Source organism: Anabaena sp. UHCC 0399 (assembly GCF_034931465.1).
Classification (GTDB): Bacteria; Cyanobacteriota; Cyanobacteriia; order Cyanobacteriales; family Nostocaceae; genus Trichormus; species Trichormus minutissimus.
This window is the reverse complement of record NZ_JAYGGZ010000059.1, coordinates 1-23,388: the sequence shown is the minus strand read 5'-3', so window position 1 is coordinate 23,388 and position 23,388 is coordinate 1. Positions and strand designations below refer to the sequence as shown.

The 23,388-nt window shown below is 43.6% G+C and carries 23 protein-coding genes, 20 tRNA genes and 3 pseudogenes; 37 read left to right on the top strand and 9 right to left on the bottom strand.

Annotated features, from left to right (window positions below; all coding sequences use genetic code 11):
- Nucleotides 1–26 precede the first annotated feature (26 nt).
- From cas6 to VB693_RS24655, 3 genes are all read left to right on the top strand, one after another.
- Entirely contained in the window at nt 27–1,184 is a 1,158-nt protein-coding gene (gene cas6, locus VB693_RS24665) for a CRISPR-associated endoribonuclease Cas6 (protein WP_323268555.1), read from the top strand.
- A 345-nt stretch (nt 1,185–1,529) separates the two neighbouring features.
- The gene (locus VB693_RS24660; protein ID WP_323268554.1) at nt 1,530–2,054 is read left to right on the top strand and encodes a hypothetical protein; all 525 of its coding nucleotides are present in this window, start codon (nt 1,530–1,532) and stop codon (nt 2,052–2,054) included.
- Nucleotides 2,055–2,081: 27 nt separating this feature from the next.
- Nucleotides 2,082–2,603, top strand: coding sequence for a DUF3122 domain-containing protein (locus VB693_RS24655; protein WP_323268553.1), 522 nt, complete (start codon nt 2,082–2,084; stop codon nt 2,601–2,603).
- A gap of 89 nt (nt 2,604–2,692) precedes the next feature.
- Here VB693_RS24655 and VB693_RS24650 read toward each other — a convergent pair whose 3' ends face one another.
- On the bottom strand, nt 2,693–3,379 hold the full coding sequence (locus tag VB693_RS24650) for a hypothetical protein (RefSeq protein ID WP_323268552.1): 687 nt from the start codon (nt 3,377–3,379) through the stop codon (nt 2,693–2,695).
- A gap of 165 nt (nt 3,380–3,544) precedes the next feature.
- Here VB693_RS24650 and VB693_RS24645 point away from each other — a divergent pair, with 165 nt between their 5' ends.
- The 3 genes from VB693_RS24645 to VB693_RS29105 all read left to right on the top strand — a co-directional run bounded on the left by VB693_RS24645 (nt 3,545) and on the right by VB693_RS29105 (nt 7,492).
- Nucleotides 3,545–4,630, top strand: a complete 1,086-nt coding sequence (locus VB693_RS24645; protein ID WP_323268551.1) for a site-specific integrase — start codon at nt 3,545–3,547, stop codon at nt 4,628–4,630.
- A 1,628-nt stretch (nt 4,631–6,258) separates the two neighbouring features.
- The gene (locus VB693_RS24640; RefSeq protein ID WP_416233422.1) at nt 6,259–7,344 is read left to right on the top strand and encodes an RNA-guided endonuclease InsQ/TnpB family protein; all 1,086 of its coding nucleotides are present in this window, start codon (nt 6,259–6,261) and stop codon (nt 7,342–7,344) included.
- Nucleotides 7,310–7,492, top strand: a complete 183-nt coding sequence (locus tag VB693_RS29105; protein WP_416233421.1) for a zinc ribbon domain-containing protein — start codon at nt 7,310–7,312, stop codon at nt 7,490–7,492. Before VB693_RS24640 ends, VB693_RS29105 begins: the two co-directional genes overlap by 35 nt.
- A 72-nt stretch (nt 7,493–7,564) precedes the next feature.
- Here VB693_RS29105 and VB693_RS24635 read toward each other — a convergent pair whose 3' ends face one another.
- On the bottom strand, nt 7,565–7,960 hold the full coding sequence (locus VB693_RS24635; RefSeq protein WP_323268550.1) for a hypothetical protein: 396 nt from the start codon (nt 7,958–7,960) through the stop codon (nt 7,565–7,567).
- Nucleotides 7,957–8,424, bottom strand: coding sequence for a hypothetical protein (locus tag VB693_RS24630; protein WP_323268549.1), 468 nt, complete (start codon nt 8,422–8,424; stop codon nt 7,957–7,959). Before VB693_RS24630 ends, VB693_RS24635 begins: the two co-directional genes overlap by 4 nt.
- A 175-nt stretch (nt 8,425–8,599) precedes the next feature.
- On the opposite strand from VB693_RS24630, the gene VB693_RS24625 reads away from it, so the two are divergent.
- Nucleotides 8,600–8,923 carry a hypothetical protein gene (locus tag VB693_RS24625; RefSeq protein WP_323268548.1) on the top strand — a complete coding sequence of 108 codons (324 nt, stop codon included), beginning with the start codon at nt 8,600–8,602 and terminating at the stop codon, nt 8,921–8,923.
- Between the two features lie 15 nt (nt 8,924–8,938).
- Nucleotides 8,939–9,439, top strand: a complete 501-nt coding sequence (locus VB693_RS24620; RefSeq protein WP_323268547.1) for an EVE domain-containing protein — start codon at nt 8,939–8,941, stop codon at nt 9,437–9,439.
- A gap of 10 nt (nt 9,440–9,449) precedes the next feature.
- On the opposite strand, the gene VB693_RS24615 is transcribed toward VB693_RS24620, so the two are convergent.
- A complete protein-coding gene (locus tag VB693_RS24615) occupies nt 9,450–9,653 on the bottom strand; it encodes a hypothetical protein (RefSeq protein WP_323268546.1) in 204 nt (67 codons plus the stop codon).
- A 536-nt stretch (nt 9,654–10,189) separates the two neighbouring features.
- The gene (locus VB693_RS24610; protein WP_323268545.1) at nt 10,190–11,764 is read right to left on the bottom strand and encodes a GMC oxidoreductase; all 1,575 of its coding nucleotides are present in this window, start codon (nt 11,762–11,764) and stop codon (nt 10,190–10,192) included.
- Between the two features lie 468 nt (nt 11,765–12,232).
- On the opposite strand from VB693_RS24610, the gene psb34 reads away from it, so the two are divergent.
- The 25 genes from psb34 to VB693_RS24485 all read left to right on the top strand — a co-directional run bounded on the left by psb34 (nt 12,233) and on the right by VB693_RS24485 (nt 17,850).
- Nucleotides 12,233–12,403 carry a photosystem II assembly protein Psb34 gene (gene psb34 / locus VB693_RS24605; RefSeq protein ID WP_323268544.1) on the top strand — a complete coding sequence of 57 codons (171 nt, stop codon included), beginning with the start codon at nt 12,233–12,235 and terminating at the stop codon, nt 12,401–12,403.
- 593 nt (nt 12,404–12,996) lie between these two features.
- Nucleotides 12,997–13,533 (top strand): HNH endonuclease, encoded by a 537-nt coding sequence (locus VB693_RS24600; protein WP_323268543.1) that lies wholly within the window; start codon nt 12,997–12,999, stop codon nt 13,531–13,533.
- Nucleotides 13,534–13,734: 201 nt separating this feature from the next.
- Nucleotides 13,735–13,831: transfer RNA gene (locus tag VB693_RS24595), tRNA-Asp, on the top strand.
- Nucleotides 13,832–13,842: 11 nt separating this feature from the next.
- Nucleotides 13,843–13,918 (top strand) — tRNA-Cys (locus VB693_RS24590).
- 5 nt (nt 13,919–13,923) lie between these two features.
- A tRNA-Ile gene (locus VB693_RS24585) sits at nt 13,924–13,998 on the top strand.
- Nucleotides 13,999–14,098: 100 nt separating this feature from the next.
- Nucleotides 14,099–14,166 (top strand) — tRNA-Lys (locus VB693_RS24580).
- A 34-nt stretch (nt 14,167–14,200) separates the two neighbouring features.
- Nucleotides 14,201–14,274, top strand: a tRNA-Glu gene (locus tag VB693_RS24575).
- Nucleotides 14,275–14,280: 6 nt separating this feature from the next.
- Nucleotides 14,281–14,361: transfer RNA gene (locus VB693_RS24570), tRNA-Tyr, on the top strand.
- Nucleotides 14,362–14,365: 4 nt separating this feature from the next.
- Nucleotides 14,366–14,453: transfer RNA gene (locus VB693_RS24565), tRNA-Ser, on the top strand.
- A 3-nt stretch (nt 14,454–14,456) separates the two neighbouring features.
- Nucleotides 14,457–14,530, top strand: a tRNA-Arg gene (locus VB693_RS24560).
- A gap of 6 nt (nt 14,531–14,536) precedes the next feature.
- A tRNA-Phe gene (locus VB693_RS24555) sits at nt 14,537–14,610 on the top strand.
- A 9-nt stretch (nt 14,611–14,619) separates the two neighbouring features.
- Nucleotides 14,620–14,694: transfer RNA gene (locus tag VB693_RS24550), tRNA-Asn, on the top strand.
- A 5-nt stretch (nt 14,695–14,699) separates the two neighbouring features.
- A tRNA-Gln gene (locus VB693_RS24545) sits at nt 14,700–14,776 on the top strand.
- 5 nt (nt 14,777–14,781) lie between these two features.
- A tRNA-Gln gene (locus VB693_RS24540) sits at nt 14,782–14,857 on the top strand.
- Nucleotides 14,858–14,863: 6 nt separating this feature from the next.
- Nucleotides 14,864–14,961: transfer RNA gene (locus VB693_RS24535), tRNA-Leu, on the top strand.
- A gap of 6 nt (nt 14,962–14,967) precedes the next feature.
- Nucleotides 14,968–15,041, top strand: a tRNA-Leu gene (locus VB693_RS24530).
- Between the two features lie 4 nt (nt 15,042–15,045).
- A tRNA-Pro gene (locus VB693_RS24525) sits at nt 15,046–15,140 on the top strand.
- Nucleotides 15,141–15,145: 5 nt separating this feature from the next.
- A tRNA-Lys gene (locus tag VB693_RS24520) sits at nt 15,146–15,218 on the top strand.
- A 4-nt stretch (nt 15,219–15,222) separates the two neighbouring features.
- Nucleotides 15,223–15,298: transfer RNA gene (locus tag VB693_RS24515), tRNA-Lys, on the top strand.
- A 6-nt stretch (nt 15,299–15,304) separates the two neighbouring features.
- Nucleotides 15,305–15,378, top strand: a tRNA-Leu gene (locus VB693_RS24510).
- 9 nt (nt 15,379–15,387) lie between these two features.
- Nucleotides 15,388–15,460 (top strand) — tRNA-Arg (locus VB693_RS24505).
- A 6-nt stretch (nt 15,461–15,466) separates the two neighbouring features.
- Nucleotides 15,467–15,540: transfer RNA gene (locus VB693_RS24500), tRNA-Ala, on the top strand.
- Between the two features lie 265 nt (nt 15,541–15,805).
- Nucleotides 15,806–16,042 carry a hypothetical protein gene (locus VB693_RS24495; protein ID WP_323268542.1) on the top strand — a complete coding sequence of 79 codons (237 nt, stop codon included), beginning with the start codon at nt 15,806–15,808 and terminating at the stop codon, nt 16,040–16,042.
- A gap of 259 nt (nt 16,043–16,301) precedes the next feature.
- Nucleotides 16,302–16,934 carry an AAA family ATPase gene (locus VB693_RS24490; RefSeq protein WP_323268541.1) on the top strand — a complete coding sequence of 211 codons (633 nt, stop codon included), beginning with the start codon at nt 16,302–16,304 and terminating at the stop codon, nt 16,932–16,934.
- Complete coding sequence (locus VB693_RS24485; RefSeq protein WP_323268540.1) at nt 16,924–17,850, top strand: ParB/RepB/Spo0J family partition protein; 927 nt, start codon at nt 16,924–16,926, stop codon at nt 17,848–17,850. The genes VB693_RS24490 and VB693_RS24485 overlap by 11 nt, the downstream gene beginning before the upstream one ends.
- Nucleotides 17,851–17,912: 62 nt before the next feature.
- On the opposite strand, the gene VB693_RS24480 is transcribed toward VB693_RS24485, so the two are convergent.
- Entirely contained in the window at nt 17,913–18,656 is a 744-nt protein-coding gene (locus VB693_RS24480; protein ID WP_323268539.1) for a hypothetical protein, read from the bottom strand.
- Between the two features lie 85 nt (nt 18,657–18,741).
- Between VB693_RS24480 and VB693_RS24475 the strand changes: the two genes are divergently transcribed.
- Both VB693_RS24475 and VB693_RS29100 read left to right on the top strand, forming a co-directional pair.
- Nucleotides 18,742–19,128, top strand: coding sequence for a helix-turn-helix domain-containing protein (locus VB693_RS24475; protein WP_416233420.1), 387 nt, complete (start codon nt 18,742–18,744; stop codon nt 19,126–19,128).
- A 53-nt stretch (nt 19,129–19,181) separates the two neighbouring features.
- Nucleotides 19,182–19,319: a hypothetical protein gene (locus VB693_RS29100; RefSeq protein ID WP_416233419.1), complete on the top strand. Its 138-nt coding sequence runs from the start codon at nt 19,182–19,184 to the stop codon at nt 19,317–19,319.
- On the opposite strand, the pseudogene VB693_RS24470 reads toward VB693_RS29100, so the two are convergent.
- Together VB693_RS24470 and VB693_RS24465 are read right to left on the bottom strand one after the other, a co-directional pair.
- A pseudogene (locus VB693_RS24470) lies at nt 19,297–20,017 on the bottom strand (ISNCY family transposase); the annotation flags it as partial. The gene VB693_RS29100 and the pseudogene VB693_RS24470 sit on opposite strands and share 23 nt — an antisense overlap.
- Before the next feature lie 174 nt (nt 20,018–20,191).
- Nucleotides 20,192–20,476 (bottom strand): annotated as a pseudogene (locus VB693_RS24465) (DNA cytosine methyltransferase); the annotation flags it as partial.
- A gap of 386 nt (nt 20,477–20,862) precedes the next feature.
- Between VB693_RS24465 and VB693_RS24460 the strand changes: the two are divergent.
- Together VB693_RS24460 and VB693_RS24455 are read left to right on the top strand one after the other, a co-directional pair.
- Nucleotides 20,863–22,524 carry an ISL3 family transposase gene (locus tag VB693_RS24460; protein ID WP_323268538.1) on the top strand — a complete coding sequence of 554 codons (1,662 nt, stop codon included), beginning with the start codon at nt 20,863–20,865 and terminating at the stop codon, nt 22,522–22,524.
- A 274-nt stretch (nt 22,525–22,798) separates the two neighbouring features.
- Entirely contained in the window at nt 22,799–23,149 is a 351-nt protein-coding gene (locus VB693_RS24455) for a four helix bundle protein (protein WP_114085619.1), read from the top strand.
- Nucleotides 23,150–23,158: 9 nt separating this feature from the next.
- Here the strand turns inward: VB693_RS24455 and VB693_RS24450 are convergent.
- A pseudogene (locus VB693_RS24450) lies at nt 23,159–23,388 on the bottom strand (hypothetical protein); the annotation flags it as partial.

The following is a 23,388-nucleotide window of genomic DNA, read 5'->3' as shown; positions in this document are numbered from 1 at the left end:
CAACACATATTGAGTCAACCCAAGCGATGCCAAGAGCAGCCACAACGCCCAAACGCAAGCCTCAAGCCAAATCAGTGCCAACATCCTCAATACCCACTTGGGCAGATGAGACAGAATTGGTAGGCTTGGTGTTTGATCTGGAGGCAACTGACTCAGCTTCTCTCTACTCACAGTACACAATCGGACTTCATGCTTGGTTTCTGCATCAAGTGCAGCAAGTTGACCCAGGCCTTTCAGCCTATCTTCATGATGGAGAATCAGAAAAACCCTTCAATATCTCAGCATTAGAAGGACAACTGCTACCTAGTGGCAAGCAATTAAGGTTAGAAGCCAAGCAAACCTACCACTGGCATATCAATGCACTGTCTCAAAAAGTGGCATTGTTCCTCAAAGAATGGTTGACGAACTTACCAAAAACTATTGAGTTAAGTGGCACACCTCTACAGATAACACAGGTGAGTATCGCTCATGCACCAACAACTTATGCACATTTATTGCAAACATCAAAGCAACCATCATTAGTCAATCTAAGCTTTGTTTCACCCACCAGTTTTCGGCGTAAAGGTCATCATTTCCCTCTGCCAGTACCAGAAAATCTGTTTCATAGTTACTTGCGGCGATGGAACGACTTTTCAAATATGCCAGTGGATCAAGAGAGTTTTCTGCAATGGATAGATGAAAACGTGATCATTCATCAACATCGTTTGCAGTCAGAGAAAGTAGCAGCAGGGAAGCGGGGGTCAGTCACAGGTTTTACAGGTGCAATGTCTTTAGGTTTGAGCCGGGCAGGGTTAGCTAATGCAGACTTTACCCAGTTATTTTATGCTTTGGTGCAGTTAGCTCCCTATTGCGGTACAGGACATAAAACGACATTTGGTTTAGGGCAAACACGTTTAGACTGGTTAGAACAAAAGCCAACTACATCGGCTCAGTTGTTGGAGAATATGTTGGCAGAGCGGATCGAAGAATTGACAGAGTTATTTACAGCACAACGCAAACGCAAGGGTGGCGATCGCACTGATAAAATCGCCGCTACCTGGGCAACTGTTTTGGCTCGTCGAGAAATGGGAGAATCACTCCAGGCGATCGCTGATGATCTAAATATGCCGCCGTTGACTGTTAAAACCTATGTAAAATTAGCTCGGAAAGCTCTCAAGCAAGACAATCTTCAAGAAGAAAGATGAGCAGCAGAAAAAGTTGAAGAAGAAGAACAGGAGCATCCGTTGTCTTAGTAAGTTGGTGTCCACAGAGAAGGTAACTTTTCACCGCTACCAGCCAGTATACGGCGTTCTATGTCAACTGCCAGTTTAATATAAAATTTCTGCTCCTCAAGCAATCGCTCCCCCTATTGCTTAAGTTTCCTCTAAGAAAATTCTAGTGAGCGGCGAGCAGCTACGCTGGGCGGTTACGCCATCGCTCTTTCGGCGGATCGTAGCTGCTCGCTCACTTTTCCTCTAAGAAAATAGTTGTGGGTGTAGGCGTTCCCTTTTCATCTATCATCAGTTTATTGCTATCAAATTTGATATCAAATGACTGACCTAAAAACCCCACCAAGTGAAATGATTCGTGTGCCTACTGCCTTAATTCCAGCAGTACGCCAACTATCCAAGTTGCACCGTCAAGGGCATACAATTGCCTTGTTGCAAGCCTTAGAGGAATTGATAGCCCAGTTTGATAGCAGTATTGATATCAATAACTCAGGCAAATTGGAGGAGAAACTGGAGAAATTGGAATCCAATCTAGAAACTAAACTAGATACAATCACCAAGAAGCTGGAGCAGATGGAGAGGGCTATTAGCTCTGGGAGATATAACAGCAACAACAACAGACCGCGCAGACAAGTGTACTCACACCAACAACCCCAAGTTGAACTGTTACCCAGGACAAATGAAAGTTTAGCTCAAAGACTGGCTGTTAGTCCCCAAAGCCTGATTGTAGAAACAGAGAAACTAAGCCCCAAAGAATTTATTAGTTGGTCGCGTCACCGTGACCCCATGAGTGTGGGGTGGGAATGGGACGCTAGAACTGAACTTTACCATCCAGTGAAACAATAATTTTAATAGTATTTATGTACTAAAAAGATGTGTTATTTGAAGCGAAAATTTACCCAATATTTCTGGCGTTGCGTCCTGGTAATCCTGATAGCGTTGACTTTTTGTGGATGGAGTGTAAAACCAGCAGTTGCACTGCTGCGACAACATCATGACTCCCCTGGCGTTTTGCGCTACCACTCCCAAGTATCGATTAAAGATAAACAAGGTTACGCTTGGCAGGTGCTACTGTTCAAACAAAATTACAACAATCCAGTTCGAGATTTAAGGTTACGTTTAGTGGCGTTTCCTGGTGTAGTTGAAATTGCCCACCCCCAACCATTAGAAATTGAGGCAACATCAGGAAAATTGTTAAGTGCATCCGACGCTTACGCCATAACTGCACCAGCCCCCAATGTAGGGGAATATAACTTAACTGATGTTTTACCCAAACTGCCAACCACCGATGCCCTTCTTCTTTATGTACCAGTTAAAGGCGAAAAGCCATTGGTTCTAAATATTCCCCAATCTGTAGTCACCGAGTGGCAATGGCTAGTGACTGAGATTGATTAATCAACAAATAGTCTCCCCAATAGGGTTTAATAAAGGAGCATTCAACATAAGAATGAGTTGTGTCTAAGGCTTAAGAGCAGCATGACCTACTACTCAGGAATAGGGGCATTCACATCTGGGTAAAGAGCGTGGTAATGTTCCCACTGCTGACGGTAAAACTCCATCCCCACCTGAGTAACAACCAGCTTGGTTGAGTGTTGACCGTTTTTGTTCCAGTAGCCTACTTCTTTAACTAGGCCATTGTCTGTTCCGTAATAATCTACCAGTCTTAACCAAGTCCACCGCCAACTAAACCCAGCGTAATCACCCAAGCTTGCACCACTGTCTATTCCGTTCTCACCTGAAAGATAGGCAGTGACCAATGCTGCCCACTGCCTTGGTTTTAACTGTCCCTTGGGTGGTTTTTTGGGTGCTGATTCACCTAACCCCGCACGCACAACAGCACGTCCAGTTGTGGTCAGCTTAATAGAAATTAGTTCACTGCCGTCATAATTACATTGGATTAAGTTGTATCCTTCCAGCACTCGCAAAGTTGAACCTAGTCCTTGATCAACTACACCAGCCTTTCTCAGCAACCTATGCAATAAAGTTTCATGGCTTGTGGGTTCAAAATAATATTGCAGATTCCGCCACACAGCAGCAGATTCTCTGGGTGAACCTAATAGCCAAGCTTCTTTTTGTGCTGCCTCCGTCGATTGGTCAGCGTGGTAGATAGCGGTGAGGGTGGCTTGCTGTCGTTGGTTGAGTTTTTGCCATAGATTCAGGTGTTTACTCATTACTCATTACTCATTTATTACCACAAACCCCAAAGCTAAAGCGAAGGTTTAAGCGTTCTCTTCATACCAGCACATCCACTTAAGCTCTAGAATAAAATATAAGCTTCCTGAAAGCGCACTTCCAGGAAGTTAGATGTTTATGGTCGCGTAATTCTTGTTTCCCCAATGGATGTTACTAATATTGAGGTTAGCTCTGTAGAAATTCTTCCTGCCAATCCAGGGAAAATGGTAACGCCAAATACTTCACAGCAAGTAACCCCTCAATTGGTGGAGGAGGTAATCCGGCAATATTATTACCGCACCCCTGCTGTTGGTGACGACGAGGAGCTAATCTTAGCTTGGGCTGGCAGTCAAAACCGGGAGCAAACTAAGCGAAAATACTATCGATTTGGTCAAAAATTACTCGATTGGGTACGAAGTGAAGGCATACCCGATTTAAGATTGCTACAGCAACCAAAGTTACTCGAATTTGTTGCTTTTTGGGGTGAGGTTTCCCCTTATACTAAATCTAACCAAGTGCTGATGTTGCGATCTCTCTGGAGTTACGGGAGTGGGGAGAATGTTGGTTATTTTTTGCGGAATATAGCTAGTACCATTAATTACGACAATTTCAGTAATTTACCCAAAGCTGAACGTTATCTAGAAGATTGGGAAATGAAGAAGCTAGCTGATGCTGCTGTGCAGTTGGGGGGTAAGCATTGGCTAGTTTTTAATTTGCTTTTTTATAGTGGGATGCGAGTTGGTGAAGTTGGTAGAGTAACAGTTCCAGGTGATGAACCAAGGCTACCCAAGGAAGATTATCCGGGGTTATATTGGCATAATTTCCAGTGGTATCCCGACCCGATACCAGAGGATAGAAACCGGGGATACTATACGCTTAAGTTTCGAGGCAAAGGTGGCAAGTACCGCGAGATTGGGTTAGACCATCAGACTTCGCTCGTTTTCAAGAAGTATCGGGGGATGGCTAGTGACAAGATGCCAGTGTTCCCCAATATGTCGCCTGACCCGAAAAAGCGGGGGTTGCCGTTGAGCGATCGGGCGATTAAAAGATTGATTCAGGATATATCTGAGGTGGCGAAGGTGAAGTTTTCTTGTCACTGGCTCAGGCATTCTCACGCGACAAGAGCAGTCGAGCATAAAAATGTTTTTGAGGTGCAAAACCAGTTGGGGCATAGTAAAACCGATACAACCAAGGCTTATGTCCGCACAAAAAAAGACGCAGGGACAGGTACAGTGTTACCGAGGTTTTGAGGGAAAACACCTGCTTAGATAGAAAGCGATGGCGTAACCGCCCGCCGGAGGCGTTGGCGCAGCCTCTCGTAGAGATTGAGCTACGCTCCACCGTAGGTGATCGCTCTTCGTGTGTTTATCCCGATAGGTGCGTTCGCGCTAAAAAACGGATAGTGCATCAAACATCTTGACTGTCGTATGTAGTGAGTGAGGGAATTAAACCCCAAAACATACACTCAATACCATTCACAAAAAAATGAAGAACAGCAAGAAAAACATCAACAATAAAGAGTCCAGACTATCTCAATTGAGTCCAGAGTCCAAACTTCTCCCAGCAGAATTGGCAATAATTGCAGCAGGGGCTGAGGTCAAACCACCCACGACGGTGGTTATTCGGAGTCGTTTGTGACAAGGGTGAGCGCACCCCAAGAACTTGTTCACAGTTTTCTCCATTCCGGGGTGAAATGAGCAGTGATTCCGAAAGTTACGCTAAGGAATTGATGAGCCACTTTCAATGCGGCGATCGCCACTGATAAGACTGTACCAATTAAAGTCTCAGAAATTTAGGAGCTTCAAACCCTTGCTGTGTCGTATTAAATCGTTGCACCAAATAATCTATAGGTTAATTGATACATCGAGAATTGCGAAAAATATCGATTTTCAGAATGCTTATCCAGTAAGGGTTACAGCCTTAGCGTAACTTTCTGCACGGATGCTCATTTGACCCCATTCCCTAAATACATCACACCCCTATACCCGACTCTTCATCTACGCTAAGTTTTAATTCGTGAAAACCAGTAAAAGAAAAGTACATTTCTGGCTGGGCATCGTTCGGGGCTGAAGAGGTGCGATTGCACCTCTTCAGCTTTCCTGACCTATCCACTCACGCCCTGCTTTTTCTGCTGTTTCAGGAGTGTAGTAAAGTTTGCGCTCACCAAACACTGCACCACTGGGACTAATCAACCGGAACTGCCAGCAATCAACCTCTGTGTAATATACCAATATACCAATAGAGTTGTGTGCTGAATGCCTACAACTAAATGGATCTTGGTGGTTGTCATTAATGGCAGAACAAAATCTACTCCTGTTTTATCAAACTATTTTCTTAGAGGAAGTAATTGCTCAACAGGCGATGAGCTACGCTCCACGCCCAGGCGATCGCTAGTTTATCTACTAAGGTAGGAAATCAATCGGCACAGTGACAAACATATCCCCCCAGCTTTAGCCTAAAACCGACATGACTGGAGGGACATTGAAAAATTGCCATATTTATTGGGTGCAGCACAGCAAGAGAATCTTAATTTTAGCTTTAACCGACAGAAGCCCCACGACTGACACGTTCGCGTTAGCGTTCCGCAGGAAAGTGCAGCGTGGGATGAATGGTGGGGTGGTGACGAATTGACCTCCGACCACTATCAACCGCTAGGTTGATTAGGGAGTGGGGTCGATGATAGCGAAGCGTTAGCGGGTACTCCCGCGTCGGAATCACCATTTTTAACTTTGAGCGAGTCTATAAAGTCTTCAATTATATGAGTCATGGTTTTATCGTTCTGACTCGCATATAACCGTAGTTTATTCAATCTGCGCTCAGATATCCTTAAATTCAATGTTTTATTTTTCATAAATGCCAGTACAATGTCGTTACATTTATGCTAATGTATAAACAGGTCGAAAGTAAGGATAAAGCAATGAAGATATCATACCAATACAAAATCAAGCCAACTAAAGAGCAAGCAGGAAAAATAGATAAAACTCTAGAAATGTTGCGTCATCAATATAATTATTTACTTGCTCAAAGGTTTGACTGGTATGAAATGAATCGCTGTCCTATTGATAGATGTCCGTTAATTTGTCATCTACCAGAATTCAAAGAACAGCCTAATTACTACAATCAAAAAGCCTCTCTAGTTCAACTCAAAGTAGATAGACCTTGGTATAAAGAGATTCACTCTCAAGTATTGCAAGAAGTCCCTAAAAAAGTTGAACTAGCTTTTGACAGATGCTTAAAAGGTGATGTTAATGGTAAGAAGTCTGGTAGACCTAGGTTCAAGGGTAAAGGGCAATATAAAACTTTTACTTACACCCAATTTAAACATCACCACTTTGCTAACAATAAAATTACTCTGTCGAAAATTGGAGACGTTAAAGTAATTCTACATCGTCAAATACCCGATAGGTTTGATATTAAAACTGTGTCTGTCACTAAAAAAGCAGGCGGGTATTATGTGACGCTAAGTCTTGACGATAAAACAGTGCCAACTGTTAAACCTGATTTCAATCCTGACAATATTGTTGGTATTGACGTTGGCTTAATTGATTTTTATGTAGCCTCTGATTGCTATAGAGTTGCTGCACCTAAATATCTACGCAAAGCTGAACGTAGACTAAAGTCAGCACAACGCAAGGTTTCAAGGCGTAAAAAAGGCTCTAATCGTCGTAAAAAAGCTATTCAAAAACTGGGGAAACAGCATAAAAAAGTTGCTGACACTCGGAAAGATTTTCACTTCAAAACAGCCAAAACATTGCTAGATAAGTATGATGTTGTAGCTGTAGAAAAGTTGAATATAAAAGGACTAGCTAAAACAAGACTGGCTAAAAGTATCAATGATGCTGGATGGGGACAGTTTGTAACCATACTTTCAAACAAAGCCGTTCGCGTAGCGTGCCGAAGGCATAAATGCTGGTTTAAAAGTAATCACTGTGAATCCCAACGGTACAAGCCAAGAATGTTCTAACTGTGGTCACAAAGTTAAAAAATCGTTATCTCAAAGAATACACAACTGTCCTATTTGTCATACAAGTATTTGTAGGGATTTAAACGCGGCTATAAACATAAAGAACCGTGGGGCGCACGGTCTTAAAGCTCAATTAATGTCCTCATAGAGGAGTCGTTGAGAAGCCCACACTCACCCGTTCGCGTAGCGTCTCGCAGAGAAGGGGAGTGTGTGGAGTACGTCACCTATTACTCTTGTCTATAACCCAAGGTTGGTTTTGTTGGATCAACTGGTTAATTACTTCTGGGTTTACCGGACTGTAATAGCAGTAGATGACAGCATTATGAACTGGTACAGTTTCGCATGACGGCATATTACCATTGCCAACTAAAACCATCTTTTGAGGTACAAACACCTCATAGCTAACCAGCTTCCATTCGTGTTCAGGGTTGTTTCTATAACCAGCAGTCCACACTATAGATTCAATCTCAGCGATCGCATCATCGACTCCAGCACAAATTTCCATTCCTCCCGTAAGTTCATATCCTGGTGCATTGAAGCTAGGAAAAGTCTGGATGGATGTTAAAAGTGTGTCGCCTCTTAACTCGTTGAACTGTTCTAATTCTTGTAGGTTCATCTGTTATCTCCAAAACTTGTTGTTTCTCCAGGAAAAATACACCAGTATCCACCACCAACTGCAAGGTGACTTCTCTTGAGTGTTTTACCTAGCTTTTTACCAATCTTGTAACAGTCGGCGATAGTATTAGCCCAGTGAGCATCCCCTAGTTTTGCTGCCTCTATCCCAGAAATAGCTTTACTCTGCAAAGGCTTGGCTGTACCAACCAATCTTTCGGAATTGTTGATTTGTCCATTGGCATCGGCTGCATAATGCTTCCCGTTGCTGGATTGCCAAATATAGTAAGCAGTGCCACCTACAATAGCAACCCCAACTAACACACATCCCACCCCAGCCGTGCCTGCACAAAAAGCGGCGGGTGCAAGTACCGCAGGATTCGCGCTCACTGGGCGCGGTGGTAAGGCAGTACCAGATAGAACTAAGCTTGTCCCTATGGCAATAATTTTTGACTTGAATTTAAGCATATTTTAATGGCTTTGGCTGGCCAACTGAAGCAGTTTTTTGTGTACTTCTGCATCCTATCAATTTTGGGCGCATTTGTCCCAATATTGGGTCAATATTGGGACAATATATTTATTAATCCTTTTTTGTCCCAATTCTGGGGCAGATTTGGAAAAATAGAAGCACTTAGGTAGCAATATGAATGCAGTAGGTTTGCCCAGAAAGGATGAAATGCCCAGAAAAGATGAAAGGTTAGCAGTTCCCGCACTAGGCGAGTATTACAATGATTTACTCCATGTGGATTCATGGGTAAATGGTCGTACTAAGGTTGTCCAGGCACAATCATTGCTATGTGCCAAGCTTCAGGAACGCGACAAGCTAATTAAAGAGCGGGTGGAATATCTAGCTAAAAAGCGGGGTATCACCTTTGATGAGATGTGGGAGCAAATTCTTAATGGCACTGCTCAAAAGATGACTCCTGGTGAGGAAGGGCTAGAGTATAAGTCAGAGGATGAGGGCTGAAAACTGAAAATGGCGATGAATTATTGGCTCATGAAGTCAGAACCAGAAGTATTTAGCATTACTGATCTTCAACAGCAGCGTGAGACTATTTGGGACGGTGTTCGTAATTATCAAGCTCGTAACTTTCTGCGCCAAATGCAGCCAGGAGATTTAGCTTTTTTCTATCACTCCAACACCAATCCTCCTGGGATTGCTGGGCTAATGCGTGTAGTGAAAACGGGCATCGCTGACCCCACCCAGTTTGACCTAAATAGTATTTACTTTGATCCAAAATCAAGTCCTGAATCCCCACGTTGGCAAACAGTTGTAGTGGAATTCGTGGAAATTTTTGACCAACCTATCTTGCTATCAACGCTCAAAGAAGAATTTAACCCCGAAGAACTAATGGTGGTGAGAAAAGGAAATCGCTTATCGGTAATGAGCGTTCCTGAAGTGGTGGCGCAGAAGATTTTGGGGATGAGGTGTTCAATACCAACAAATAACTATCTTGAATGTCGCAATTCATCATCCCGTTAAGTCTTACGACTTAACGGGATGATGAATTGCGACCAGTGTAAAACCGACCGCAGGGAGACATTTTAGGAATCAAGCATGATAAAATAATCATGGCAATGCGCCCAGATGCGCCCAGTGAGCCAAGATTGGTGTTTCTCGCCAGATAACTCGCATCACCAAAAGGAAATACCGGAATACCGGGGGGTCGAATGTTGTCAATGAGATAACGATACATGAGAATAAGTATTTTTTAGTTTGCCGTCGGGCAGTCGGTGAACTTTAAACAGATGCTTGTGGAGGGGAATCTGGACGGGGTTTTGAGTCAGAGATGCTTCAAAACTAGACAAACCCATTGAAGCAAGAATCTCCCACTACAATGCAAAGCATTTAGTGGTGAGAGTGTCAAGAAGTGCTTGTGTGGTTGCTGCGGACTTTGCGAGTATGCAGATACTCAAGTATCCAAGTATTTAAACAAAATCAATGCAGCAACAGGCTTTGTATAGGAGAAAACATTACATTAGATAGAAACTGCAATTATGGCTGCACTTAACTAAACAATTTTCTTAGAGGAAAAGGCGATGCCTCCGGCAAGGCGATGAGCTACGCTCCACGCCCAGGTGATCGCCTACGCTCTGGTTGTGGGGGCGATGGCGTAACCGCCCGCCGGAGACGTTGGCGCAGCCTCTCGTAGAGATTGAGCTACGCTCCACGCCCAGGTGATTGCGCGGAGCGCAGTGCCGGAGGCAATCGCTCTAGGGTTGAATCCCCAAGTTATATTTTTCTACGTCTAGGAATCCGGTTGAGAAATTGATCCATACTCCGTTCTGCTAGAGCAGCAATAGTAAGCGACGGATTAGAGCAGGCTGTTGAACCGGGAATGAATGAACCATCAACAACAAACAAGTTAGAATAACCAAGCACCTGTCCATGACTGTTGCACACTCGTCCAACTGTTGCACCACCAAGGGGATGTGCTGTAAAACTGTAGTCAGGCGGTGCAGCAAGACTTGTACCATTAGCTTGGTTGAGCCGTTGGAGAGTATACAGGAGAGCCTGAGTATTTCTTTGACTATCGGCAGAGTTGTTAGGCCAGAACAAATCCGCTAACTGAGTAGCACGATTGTAGGTAAGATTGCCCTCTGGCTGGGAAATTCCCTGACCAAGAACAGGAAGAATACCTTGTGGTACAAAAGGAAGTCCGTGAAATGCTTCAAGTATTACTGGGGCAATAGGGTTGTCGAGATGCTCGACTGCGATTACACCTGGATTCCCCGGTGTTGGATTCGTCTGGCCAGCATTAATCATTGCAGTGCTTGAATCGGAATTCGTTCCCCAAAACTTTCCTACCTGATTATTTAGTCGGCGCAAAGTACGATTGGTTTTAGCACGCAGCAATAATTCAGTAGTGCCAATCGAACCCGCCGCTAAAAATAGATAGCGACAAACAAAGGATTTTTGGACAAGTACAACTCCTTGCTCGTTGATTTGATTGCAAACAACTCGATAACGCCCACGTTCTGCTTCCCCAATCGTAGTAACTATATGTAGAGGTCGAATGTCAACGTTACCAGTCGCCTCTGCCATACTGAGGTAGTTGCGATCTAAGCTGTTTTTAGCACCACTATTTGTACCGTAATAAACTTGACCATTAATAATTGAAGCAACCTTTTTACCCGCAATTTCCTGACGAACAATATCCCAATCAATGGCTGCGTCAATCTTGCGTGTATTCAAACCAGCTTTGGCTGCTTGCTCTTGAAGAATACGGCTGGCCAAATAATACTCAGTTTGTAAAATATCGTCTGGGATAGGAGATGCCTTGAGGATGGAACGCACTCGTGGATAATAAACTCGATCTAGTTCAGAGTATTTAATAGTACGGGGAAAGACTTTGTAGAATAGTTCTTCTGTCGGTTGATAAGTGATAGCTCCGTAAACAAGCGAACCACCCCCAACACCTGCGCCTCGATATACATTGATACCATTACCTCTCTTAATATCAAGAACGCCAGTAAATACATCAATGGGGATTTCTGGAACTGGTGGGGGTAAAACCGTAGTGGAACTCAGCCACGCAGCACGACCATCTGGGTTATCTGTTGTAGAGAAGGTATCGCCTGCATCAGTAATTTGCCATCGTCGTCCTCGTTCCAGTACGATTGTTTCGATTCCTGCTTGACCAAGGCGCAATGATGCGACTGCACCGCCAAAACCACTACCAATCACTATCGCCTCAACATACTCGTCAACACCACCAGCAGCAGTGCGAAGCGCGGATACACCTACGCTGGCTGCCGCCGCCGCCGATGCCTGAAGAAATCGACGACGATTTAGCATTTGGGACATACTTTATCTCCTCTTTTTTGTTTGCCTGCTATGTTTGCGTGGTTGTAAATCTTAAGTAGTTAGTTCAGTGACTTAGCAATTTTTGGTAGTCGCCGCCGGAAATTTTTAATTGGGAAAATTTTAATTGACTTACAACAATTATTGATACAAGTATCAGATTAATACTCAGTCAGCAATAGTGCTTATTTCAGTCAAATTTTGGGGGCTTTTTACTAAAAAAAAGCTTAAATTTTGGCAATGTCTCATCTTTATCTAAAGAAGCGATCACCTGGGCGTGGAGCGTAGCTCATCACACCTGCATAGGCGTTAGCGGAGCTTATCGTAGATATCGCTTTTTTCCTCTAAGAAAATCCCCAACATAAGTGGTTCTGATTACAGTCATCTACTATTGTTTGTCAAGTTGTATTGACACTTTGTAACAATATTGTTAAATTAGTTTACATAAAGTAACAAATACAGGAAAAGATTATGTATACCACCATTAACGAAGACGGCGTTCTCAATAACTATGCAACTGAACCCCAGATGTACTATGCTGAGTACCCCGCAATTTGGGAACAACGCAAATACATGATACAGAGTGTGTTCGCTACCTTAATTGTCACTACTCTAGTTTTGGTTGCTTTAAGTGTTAGCTAAGATTTTTAGACTTTGGTATCGCTGTATCTCATCGTAATTCGGACTTCTCCTATCAACCTCGGTTAGTTTCGCCGGGGTTTTTTGCTGTTGATGGATGAGCAATGGCTCAAGCTTCTATCCTGGAATTAGAATGCGCTGAAATTGACCGATGGTAAACTTTCTTAGAGGAAAAAAGGCGATCCGGTCTGAGACTGCGATCGCTCGTTAGACTTTCCCCCACATCTGTGCAGTAGACAAAAGCATACTACAAGTGTATTATTGAAATTAGTCTGAATTACAAATACTACAAACATTCAATGATCAGCAGATTCTCCTCAACCATTAGTAGCGCAACACATTGCCGACCCAACAAGGGTTTAGGCAGAGTATTCGCGCTATTTGCGTTTGAGGGAATGTATCTGTTCATTACAGATAAATCTGTAAGTGTTGGCATTTTGGGAGCGTTAGCCTGTTGGCTGAATCTAGACCAACTTATCCAAAGCGGGAGGTGCAAATGTCTCATAGCACCGATATAGGGCAAAAAGTATCAACGACCTGACCCCCGCTCCTGAATCTCAGAGGCGGGGGTTATTTTTTTAGGAGTGAATTAACTGATGGAAGCTCAACCACCTTTTCAGCAACCACACATATTACAAAATTCAGTTGTAGTCTTCTCTAAGAACTACCTACCACTAGCACGCATCAACATTAAACGCGCAATCGTGCTATTAGTTACAGGTCAAGCAGAATCGTTGAATTTTGGTACTACAAAACAGTGGGAAGTTCGCTCACCCAGTATCGTACTACAAGTACCAGAACACATTCGCTTGACCATTGGCAATCCTGAACGGCATTGGAAAGTCCCGCCTGTAACCCGTCGTGAGGTTTTGAAGCGAGACAACCACACCTGCCAATACTGCGGTAGCACCAAGCATTTAACGCTTGACCATGTAATTCCCCGCTCCAAAGGTGGACAGCATACCTGGGACAACGTTGTAACTGCGTGTGAAAAGTGTAACCAGAACAAGAGCGATCGCTTGCCACATGAAGCTGGAATGGTACTAAAAACCAAGCCCAAAGCCCCAATTCACCCAGCAGTAGCATTCGCAGAACAGTTTTGGAATGCACAACGCCTGACTGAAGCTGAGTAATTTACTCAAACTCAATCACAGAGGGCAATACAGCTATTAAGTAACCCTTGCCCTCTCACCTCTAAAAAAAGTTTGTAGTATGCCCTTGACACCTTTGTAGTATTTATGTAGTATAAATGTAGTGAAGCAAAAGAGCCTCCCAAAAAGGCACAGAGCAAACACTATCAGAACCATGAAAATTAAATAATTGCCACTTAATGTGGGGGTGTAACTCAGTTGGTAAGCGAGTGCCTGTCTGTCGAACAGGAAGCCGTGGGTACTGCTTCGCAGAAGCAAGCTACAAATCCCATCATCCCCGTGCAACATTGCGTCCAGGTCGCCAAGTGTTTAAGGCATCGGCTTGCAACACCGACAATCGTGGGTTGAAATCCCACCCTGGACTCCAAGTATTGCAGTGTAGCTTAATGGCAAAGCCCCAAGCTCATAACTTGGTTGATGCGGGTTCAACTCCCACCACTGCGACCAAATGCACAGATGGTGTAACGGCAGCACCAGGGTCTCCAAAACCTTTGGTCAGGGTTCAAATCCAAGTCTTTAGCGTTGCCGTGTCCTGACCGAAAAAGCTTACATACTCGCCTAATGGTAAGGCAACTGTCTCTTAAACAGTCTATGCAGGTTCAATTCCTGTTTATGAATCAACAGCTTTTTCAACTTACATGGCATATATGGTGCTGTAGGCAAATTGGTAAAGCCACCTGTCTTTCAAGCAGGAGATTGCGGGTTCAAGCCCCGTCAGCACTGCCTTATGGGTCGGCTCACCTATTGGCGTAGGTAACTGTCTGTAAAACAGCCGCGTTCGCGTTGTAGGTTCAAATCCTACTCGACCCATTCTGGAGAGATTGCTATTGGCAGAGCAAGCTGTTTGCTAAACAGTCGTGAGATTCATCATCTCACTGTGGGTTCAACTCCCTCTCTCTCCGCCTGAGAACGTGGTGTAACTGGATAACACATCGGTCTACGAAACCGAAAAGTGAAGGTTCAAGTCCTTCCGTTCTCGCCTTATCCCCTGGTAGCTCAGTTGGTAGTAGCGTCTGTCTGAAGAACAGAAGGTCGTCAGTTCGATTCTGACCTGGGGGACTGGCACATTGCCTCATAGCTCAATGGCAGAGCGACGCGCTGTTAACGCGGGGGTTGTAGGTTCGAGTCCTACTGGGGCAGCCATTCATTGCCGAGTGGACGAATTGGTAGAGTCACCTGTCTCTGAAACAGGAGTGTGTAGGTTCAAACCCTCCCTCGGCAGCCATTTATTGCCCTGTGGTGTAACTGGCAACATCCCTACCTTTGAAGTAGGAGATTCCAGGTTCAAATCCTGGTGGGGCAGCCAAATTACGCTCCTGTAGCCCAATTGGAAGAGGCGGCTGTCTCAAAAACAGGCGGTCGTAGGTACTGCTCCGCAGAAGCAAGCTACAAATCCCACCAGGAGTACCAAATTATGCTGCTGTAACCCAACTGGAAGAGGTGCTGGTCTTAGAAACCAGAGGTTGTGGGTTCAACTCCCACCAGCAGTATTATCCGGGTGTGGTGTAGCTTGGCAGCACTCCTGTTTTGGGAACAGGCGGTCGTAGGTACTGCTCCGCAGAAGCAAGCTACAAATCCTACCACTCGGATTCATGGGTCGTTAGCTCAATGGCTAGAGTTCCCGCCTTTTAAGCGGAGTGATCAGAGTTCGAGTCTCTGGCGACCCACCTTGGGCTGTTAGCTCAGTTGGCAGAGCAGCTGCCTCTTAAGCAGAAGTGCGTAGGTTCAACCCCTACACAGCCCACCAAATCAAACCCCTGTGACGCAATTGGCAGACGTAGCCCGCTTAAACCGGGTTTTCTACAGGTTCAAATCCTGTCAGGGGTATCAATTTATGGGAGTGTCGCCTAATGGATGAGGCAACCGTCTTCTAAACGGTTTTATGTAGGTTCAAATCCTACCACTCCTGCTGTCTGGGGTCATAGCTCAACTGGCTAGAGCATCCGCCTTGCAAGCGGAAGGCTAGGGGTTCAAATCCCCTTGATTCCACTTTTGGTGTCTGTTGGCGTAGCCGCTCCTATGGAGCTAGCCAAAGCGGTCGCGGCACTGGTTTGTGAAACCAGCCATAACGGGTACTCTTCTCCTTCGGAGACGCTAACGCGAACGAGAAGCCGCTTCACGTCTACAAGTCCCGTCAGACACCCCTTTAAGGAAGATGCCGCTAAATGGTCGGCAACCGGTTTTGAAAACCGGGGTGGGGTAAAACCCAGGGGTTCGATTCCTCCATCTTCCGCTTTCCACCAGAGGCTAAAAAGTGAAGCACCGTGCTGATAACGCGGCAACAGGAGGGGCAGTACCTCCCTGGTGGATTAACTTTTCCATTGGTTTGATACCAGCAAGAGTTTCCAAGAGAACGGCTGGATGGGTAGGCGCAGCCCGTCGTAGAAACCGTCTATGCCGATTGCGCTGCATTATCTATTGTACCTCCACCAAAAAACCCAGTTATTATGACTGGGCTTTTGTGGGGTTATATTCCCCTGGTTATTTATAGAAGTTATTTATAATTAAGCACTCTGATAGTTACTACCACCTGGGCATTAGCAATTTCGCAAAAGTTCTAAATAATTTCCCTGTATGCACTTGTAACCCCTTTTAAAGTTAAACATTTAACAATATTTAGCTTTAAACTATACAAGTAAATATGAAAAAATATTATTCACCATATAAATAATGTACGAAGCGGGACAATTGGTGGATAATGACCATGCTGGCAACCTCGCGGCAAGTCCCTAAGCAAAGTATTCACCATCATGATTGTCGCCTTTACCAATCAAAAAGGAGGCGTAGGCAAATCAACTGCTGCTGTTCATCTGGCGTATTGGCTAAGTCAACGCCAAAAAACACTGATGGTTGATGCCGATGCCCAACAAAGTAGTTCTGTCTGGGCTAAGTCTTTGGGTCTAGCTTATCAAGTTATCCAAGACCCAGAAGATTTGTTTGAAAAAATTCCTGAATTAGCCACCCAATATTCAGCCTTGGTCATCGATGCCCCTGGCTCACTTTCAGAAACCACAAAAGCAATACTGGCTCGTTGTGACTTGGCTTTAGTTCCCTGCCAAGCTTCTGGGTTAGACTTACACAGTAGTCATAAGATTTTACGTTTTATCAAACACGCCACTGAACTACGCTCTGGTTATCCCAAAGCGGCTTTATTTTTAAGTAGAGCCACCAAAGGCACAGTGTTAGAGCGAGAAGCAAGAGTTGCCCTCAGTGCCACGGGAACTCATTTAATGAAAGCTGCTATCTATCAAAAACAGTGCATTGCTGATGCTCCTGGTCAGGGGTGTACAGTATTTCAAATGTCAGGTAAAGCAGCCACCGAAGCCGCAGCCGATTATGAGGCACTGTTTCAAGAAGCTTTGGAGGTGCTAAATGTCCAATAAAAGGCGGGAACTCAAGGATTTTGTATTTGAAAACACCGAGCCGCCAAGTGATTCACAGCAGCCAACAGCAACAGTGGCTTTATCTGCTATTACTTTGCCCTCTCAGCAGCCGCGACGCTACTTTGACCCAATCAAGATGGAGCAACTAATTCAATCGGTAAAGCAGCATGGTATTTTAGAAAATCTGCTCATTCGACCAATACAAAATCAACCAGGACAATATGAATTAGTAGCCGGAGAAAGACGCTATCGGGCAGCGCAATCTGTAGGATTAGTGGAAGTCCCTGTTACTATTCGTGAATTAACAGATTCAGAAGCCGTTGCCATTGCCTTAGTCGAAAACCTGCAACGGGAAGACCTCAACCCAGTAGAAGAAACAGAAGGCATTTTGCAGCTAGTGGCACTGCGGCTAGAATGCGCCCAAAATGAGGTAATTTCCTTATTTTATCGAATGCAAAATGATGTTCAAAGATTGAATGATAACGTTATCATTCAACCCCAAGCTGAGTCTATTAAGGCAATATTTAGTGAGTTAGGGCTGATGGGGTGGGAATCTTTTGTTAGTAACCGCCTCCCCTTATTGAAACTGCCCGAAGACGTTTTAGAAGTGCTGCGTTCTGGACAAATCGAATACACCAAAGCACGAGCGATCGCACGAATTAAAAATGACCAGACAAGGAAAGAACTCTTAGAAGATGCGATCGCATACAATCTCTCACTGAGTGAAATCAAGCGCAAGATTAAAGAAATTGAGCAGCAATCTCAACCAGAGACTTCATCATTAAAAGACCTAGCTGATGAAACCTTTCGCCGCTTAAAAAAATCTCAAGTTTGGGATGACCCGAAAAAGAAGACAAAGGTAGAAAAGCTCTTAACTCAATTAAAGGCACTGATAGAAGATGATAATTCCAACTGAAGTAAGTCAGTGAATCGAAAACTTTTGGAAGTTAAGGAAATAATCTAGTGTGGTAAAACTTACTAGAGAAGACGACTCTCTAAATTAGCCAAGTAACCCTTGGGGTCTCTGCGAAATCGATATTGTTCAATTCTGGCTTTGTGGTGTTTTTGCAATTGAGAGCGTAATTCGAGCCAAGTATGAATATCAACTTGTGCTAAATCAGATGCGGTAAAAGAATGAAGTTTAGTAGCGATTGCACAGGCAAGTTTGACAGAACCACGAATAACGAGGGATGAGGGGGCAACCTTACGACCAGTACAACGGCGTTGATGATGACGCAGCATACCAAAAGCGTGTTCTAAGTCATTATTAGTTCTAGGAAAATCTTCGATTTCATAACAATGAAAAAGTCCAGACCAGTAGCTGCGGGTGGTTTTTATAAAGTTATCGATTGCAGTGTTCAGGGTACCCGCTTTCTGCTTTTGTTGGCACATTTCTGTCAACAGTTGATGATAACTTTGTTTGACACCAGCAGCATCAAGACCTATTTTATTATTGAGAATATTACTAGCTTTATCAACCCACTGATATGCAACCCTCACAGGTGAAAATAAAGATGCAGTCGCAGATAATCCCTTAGCTATCAGGTGTTTTAGGTTGACTAAAGGTGGTGGTAAAGCACTTCTTTTTTCCATCCGTTCTAAGCTTTGTTCTATCAAAGTCAAATTTTCTTGTAACTTTAATCCAGATGCCTCTAGCGGTGGATGACCATCATTGGTTATAGAACTACGGACTGCCGAACAATAATCTTCAATAATAGTCACCAAATCCTTATCTTCATTGGTATAGCTATAGCCAGCCAAGTTAGGACGTAGAGTATAATGATGACTTTCGGACTACCCGATTTCAATGGCTAAACCTTACAGTAATGACTTCCGGCAAAAAGTAATGCAAGCGATTGAGTTGGATGGTCTCAAGAAAAGTGAGGCGAGCCAACTGTTTAATATCAGTCGCAATACAATTAACTTGTGGTTTCAGCGCAAAGCCGAAACAGGGGAAATTAAGCCAAAGCCGAGGCAAGCATCCCAACAGAACAGCAAAATCAGCGATTGGGAGAAGTTTCGGGTATTTGTTAAAGCACATGGAGATAAAACTCAAGCAGAGATGGCACAGTTATGGGAAGTTCCGATTAGTCAGCGAACGATTTCCCGGGCATTACAGAAGATTCGTAATAGTCGTAAAAAAAAACATACGGATATTGCCAACGGGATGAAGCCAAACGTGCAGCTTTCTTAGAACAACTGGAGAACCCAAAAGCCCCTCACTTGGTCTATGTTGATGAGTCTGGCATGGATGAACGAGACAATTATGGCTATGGCTACTCACCTGTGGGGGAACGGTTTTACGACCTCAAATCAGGTCGGCGGCAGGGACGCATTAATATGATTGCTGGATACCGAGATGTTCAATGTCTCGTAATCCTCTAACTTTTTTTTTCAATTCCTTTTTTGCATGTCGATCCGCCTCATATATGGGTTTAATTGCTTCTTTCAGGTAATGGTAATGACATAAACCATGAGCAATACTAGGCAATGCTACTTTAACAGCTTTACGAATTGATTGTTGTCCATCACTAACAACGCCATCAATTGGTACATTTAGGGTATTAGTTACTTCTAATAATAACGCCACCAAATCTTCATTTCTTGATGATAATAAGGTTTTAGCTAGTAAAATTTCTCCTGATATGCAATCTCGAATTACCCATAATACTTCATGTCCAATTTCTGGCTGCATCCCATCAATTGCTAATATCACCCGTCCTTGATTAGCCACTATTGCTTTTAATCTTTTATGGTCTTTTAGCCATAAAGAAAGTAACTCGTCATATCTGTCAATTAGGTGCGTCACCGAACGCTTACCTTATACATATACCTTTTAATTCCAGGTGAGCGTGTATTTGGGGAACACTTCTATGTTCCTGATAGCGTAATGCTCCTATATAAGCAATCACATCCAAACCAAATTCGCTATGTGGTAGAGCAAGCAACCCTTCAAGCTCTGGTCGATATGCTTTTTTATACCGCAGACATGACTTATTTTGACATCGCCGAATTTTTAGCTGTAGTTCTACTACCCCATTTAACGTTCTTATATGTCGAGGATTATTGTATTCATTCCACATTGCTTGACCGCACGAGGGGCATTTTTTTTGAACACAATCGAGTACTTCAAAGGATGTTGCCTCTGGTTTTAAACTTTTTCTTGCCAAGTTTTTGCACCATTCTTTCGCTACAAGGTCAAGATTACAGGATTTCCGCTCTTCTCTAGTAAGTTTTACCACGCTAGCTTCAAGCCAAAGCTTTGATTCGGGGTGGTCAAGTTCTGTACCATTTCCAGCGATGGATGTTCCGGTACAAGGAAATCCAATTGTGTAGAGGTTGAATTGTCCCGATTTAGGGTAATAGTTTGTAATGTCGCTGTGGATTGGGATACTTGGATATCTGCATCTGAGAACTGCTTGAGCGTCGGGGTTGTTTTCAATGAATAATTCTGTTGTGATGATGTCCGAAGCTCCGGCTGCTTTGATTCCGAGTTCAAATCCTGCAATTCCTGCAAAGAAACTGGCGTGTTTGAGTTGCATTGTGTAGAATCCTTTTCGATATCTGCAATATCAACGGCTATGATGAATTTGCCACCCATCTTTACATCAATTTTCTTAGAGGAAATATTCTGAATAATTCCCCAATCCCAATCTGAGTAGTATTTTTCCTTGTGATGGGCGACTTTTACGCGTTCGCCTACTGAATAAGTCTCCTTATCTGTTGCGGCTCGCAATTATAAATGCTCTGGCTCGCAAACAAGGTAATTTCTGGCTCACATTATGGGTCTTGGCAACTTTTGGTAATCTTGGCTGGGGGAAGGCAGAGGGCAGAGGGCAGAAGGCAGAAGTAAGAAAGATATAATTGAATTGAGATACTTCAAACTTCACTCCATCAAACATTTGAGGGATAAGCCCGACTCTTGGTTATGTTAGTGCTAAGTCATCTATTACCAGATTCAGCAAACCTGAAACTTGAAAATTGCATTCTTGACGAGATAAAAACTCAGATAAATGTGATTGTTTCCGCAATCACTAGAGTAGTTAATTGTCCAGTTTGTAACCAACCAACTCATAAAATTCATAGTCGCTATGAGCGAAAGTTAGCAGATTTACCCTGGGCTGATTACAGCATTACCTTACAGTTAAGGGTGCGGAAGTTTTTTTGCATTAACACTTTATGTAAACGACGCATTTTTGCAGAAAGGCTGACCAATGTAACCGCACCTTGGGCGAGAAGAACTCTACGTTTAGCTCAACGACTAAGTGCGATTGCTTTAGCTAATGGGGGTGCAGCAGGGGTAAGACTCTCGCAGCAATTGGGGATAAAAGTTTCTCGCAATACACTATTGAATTTAGTCCGCTCCATCCCATTACCACCAATCGTAACGCCACATACTCTTGGAGTAGACGACTTCTGTTTTCGTAAATGTAAAACTTACGGCACAGCACTAATTGACCTGGAACGCAGACGACCAATTGCTCTACTAAAAGATGCTAAGGCTGAAACCTTGGCAGAATGGTTAAAAGCTCACCCTGGTGTCAAAGTCGTCTCACGAGATCGGTCAAAAACTTATGAAAGTGGTATTCGCCAAGGCGCGCCAGAAGCCATTCACGTTGCAGACCGCTTTCACTTATTGCAGAATTTAGCTGAAACACTGAACCAAGTTTTCGCTACGCATCATCAAGCTCTCAAAATTGTCGATGAAGCATACAATCTTTCATCAGTAATCCAAACTGACGGTACTGTAGTTGTGCAAGTACCACGACCAAGCCATGAACAACAGGCAATACAATTAGCAGACCGCAACCATGCCAGACGACTTGCTATCCATCAGCAAGTTTGGGATTTACATCACCAAGGTTGGAGTGGAAAAGCTATAGCTCGTCAAGTGGGGATTGGAGTAACAAGTGTATTCCGCTATCTACGTACTCCTACATTGCCAGAACCAACTAGACGAAGAAGCCTCGGTCGAAGTATCTTAGTTCCTTACCATGAATATATCCTTAAACGCTGGAATGAAGGTTGTCATGAAGGCTTAATTTTGTTTAAGGAAATTCAACAGCAGGGTTACAAAGGCAGTTATGATACTGTAGCTCGTTACACACGACGCATCCGTACTGTCCAAGCAATCAAGCCAAGAAAACGGTATTCGGTTAAGTCTTTACCAAAGGTCACTCAACCCAAAAAACTTTGTCTCACGCCTCGTCGTGCTGTATGGCTAGTGCTGCAAAGACCAGATTCGCAACAGCCAGAAGATGGGGAATTGATTGCACTGCTAACAGCACAACATCCAGATTTAGCCGAAGCCATCAAGCTAGCTCAAGGTTTCGCTCAAATTGTGCGCCAGCGACTGCCAAGAAAACTTCAACTGTGGCTAAATATGGCAGACAATAGTAATTTGACTGCTTTTCGCCGTTTTGCTAAACGGTTGCGTGAAGATTACGATGCAGTGAAGGCGGGTGTAACTATGTCAGTTAGTAACGGCCCAGTTGAAGGGCATATTAATCGACTGAAAATGTTAAAGCGGCAGATGTATGGACGCGCCAAGATAGACCTGCTTGAGCGACGATTCTTGTTAGCAACCTAGAGAAGGCAGGAGGCAGAAGGCAGAGGGCAGAAGGAAATACTGATAAATAAATTTAGGGAGTTCAACAAGCATACATTTTTTCTCATGTTATGTGTTCTTTGATAAATTTTCTTATCTTCTTTTCAGAAATTAAAATACTTTTAAACACTCTGGTAGAGAGCAAAATATATTTTCTTCCTTCTGCCTCCTGCCCTCTGCCATCTGCCTTTCTTCGGTATAATTCTTGAACTTCAAACTTTTTCTTGACTTCTGAAGTCTGACTTCCAACCTAGTTATGAGCTATAGAAATCAGTTCATTTGGCAAAGAGCAGTTCAACTTGCAATCAATTGTTATAAATTTACACGCCTATTTCCTCAATCAGAATTGTATGGTTTAACTAGCCAAATACGGCGTTCTTCTGTATCTGTAGCATCCAACATTGCTGAGGGCTATGGTAGGCGTTCAAAGCCAGAATATATACAGTTTTTACATATTGCTTTAGGTTCTTTGAGAGAACTAGATACGCAATTAATTATTGCCAAAGAAGTAGATTTAGCCGAGAAAAATCTTTTCACACCCCTATTAAATGAAGTTGAGGAAATGCAAAGTATATTAGTTGCAAGCTTAAATAAACTTAAAGCTTGAATTTACTACTTATTCCTTTCTTCCTTCTGCCCTCTGCCCTCTGCCTTCTGCCTTCCCCCAGCCAAGATCACCAAAAGTTGCCAAGACCCTTCCCCCAGCCAAGATCACCAAAAGTTGCCAAGACCCCAAGTGAACTGCAAATGGGCTTGCAAACATAAATTTAGGCTCTGATTTTTTATAGTTCCAAGCCTGTAACTGTTTTGGGGTATATTCTGCACTTAATCCGTTATCCCAAGTAA

Coding starts and splice junctions, on each gene's coding strand:
- cas6 (WP_323268555.1), top strand. CDS start 27: ATGCCAAGAGCAGCCACAACGCCCAAACGCAAGCCTCAAGCCAAATCA.
- VB693_RS24660 (WP_323268554.1), top strand. CDS start 1,530: ATGACTGACCTAAAAACCCCACCAAGTGAAATGATTCGTGTGCCTACT.
- VB693_RS24655 (WP_323268553.1), top strand. CDS start 2,082: ATGTGTTATTTGAAGCGAAAATTTACCCAATATTTCTGGCGTTGCGTC.
- VB693_RS24650 (WP_323268552.1), bottom strand. CDS start 3,379: ATGAGTAAACACCTGAATCTATGGCAAAAACTCAACCAACGACAGCAA.
- VB693_RS24645 (WP_323268551.1), top strand. CDS start 3,545: ATGGATGTTACTAATATTGAGGTTAGCTCTGTAGAAATTCTTCCTGCC.
- VB693_RS24640 (WP_416233422.1), top strand. CDS start 6,259: ATGCTAATGTATAAACAGGTCGAAAGTAAGGATAAAGCAATGAAGATA.
- VB693_RS24635 (WP_323268550.1), bottom strand. CDS start 7,960: ATGAACCTACAAGAATTAGAACAGTTCAACGAGTTAAGAGGCGACACA.
- VB693_RS24630 (WP_323268549.1), bottom strand. CDS start 8,424: ATGCTTAAATTCAAGTCAAAAATTATTGCCATAGGGACAAGCTTAGTT.
- VB693_RS24625 (WP_323268548.1), top strand. CDS start 8,600: ATGAATGCAGTAGGTTTGCCCAGAAAGGATGAAATGCCCAGAAAAGAT.
- VB693_RS24620 (WP_323268547.1), top strand. CDS start 8,939: ATGAATTATTGGCTCATGAAGTCAGAACCAGAAGTATTTAGCATTACT.
- VB693_RS24615 (WP_323268546.1), bottom strand. CDS start 9,653: ATGTATCGTTATCTCATTGACAACATTCGACCCCCCGGTATTCCGGTA.
- VB693_RS24610 (WP_323268545.1), bottom strand. CDS start 11,764: ATGTCCCAAATGCTAAATCGTCGTCGATTTCTTCAGGCATCGGCGGCG.
- psb34 (WP_323268544.1), top strand. CDS start 12,233: ATGTATACCACCATTAACGAAGACGGCGTTCTCAATAACTATGCAACT.
- VB693_RS24600 (WP_323268543.1), top strand. CDS start 12,997: ATGGAAGCTCAACCACCTTTTCAGCAACCACACATATTACAAAATTCA.
- VB693_RS24490 (WP_323268541.1), top strand. CDS start 16,302: ATGATTGTCGCCTTTACCAATCAAAAAGGAGGCGTAGGCAAATCAACT.
- VB693_RS24485 (WP_323268540.1), top strand. CDS start 16,924: ATGTCCAATAAAAGGCGGGAACTCAAGGATTTTGTATTTGAAAACACC.
- VB693_RS24475 (WP_416233420.1), top strand. CDS start 18,742: ATGGCTAAACCTTACAGTAATGACTTCCGGCAAAAAGTAATGCAAGCG.
- VB693_RS29100 (WP_416233419.1), top strand. CDS start 19,182: ATGGATGAACGAGACAATTATGGCTATGGCTACTCACCTGTGGGGGAA.
- VB693_RS24460 (WP_323268538.1), top strand. CDS start 20,863: ATGTTAGTGCTAAGTCATCTATTACCAGATTCAGCAAACCTGAAACTT.
- VB693_RS24455 (WP_114085619.1), top strand. CDS start 22,799: ATGAGCTATAGAAATCAGTTCATTTGGCAAAGAGCAGTTCAACTTGCA.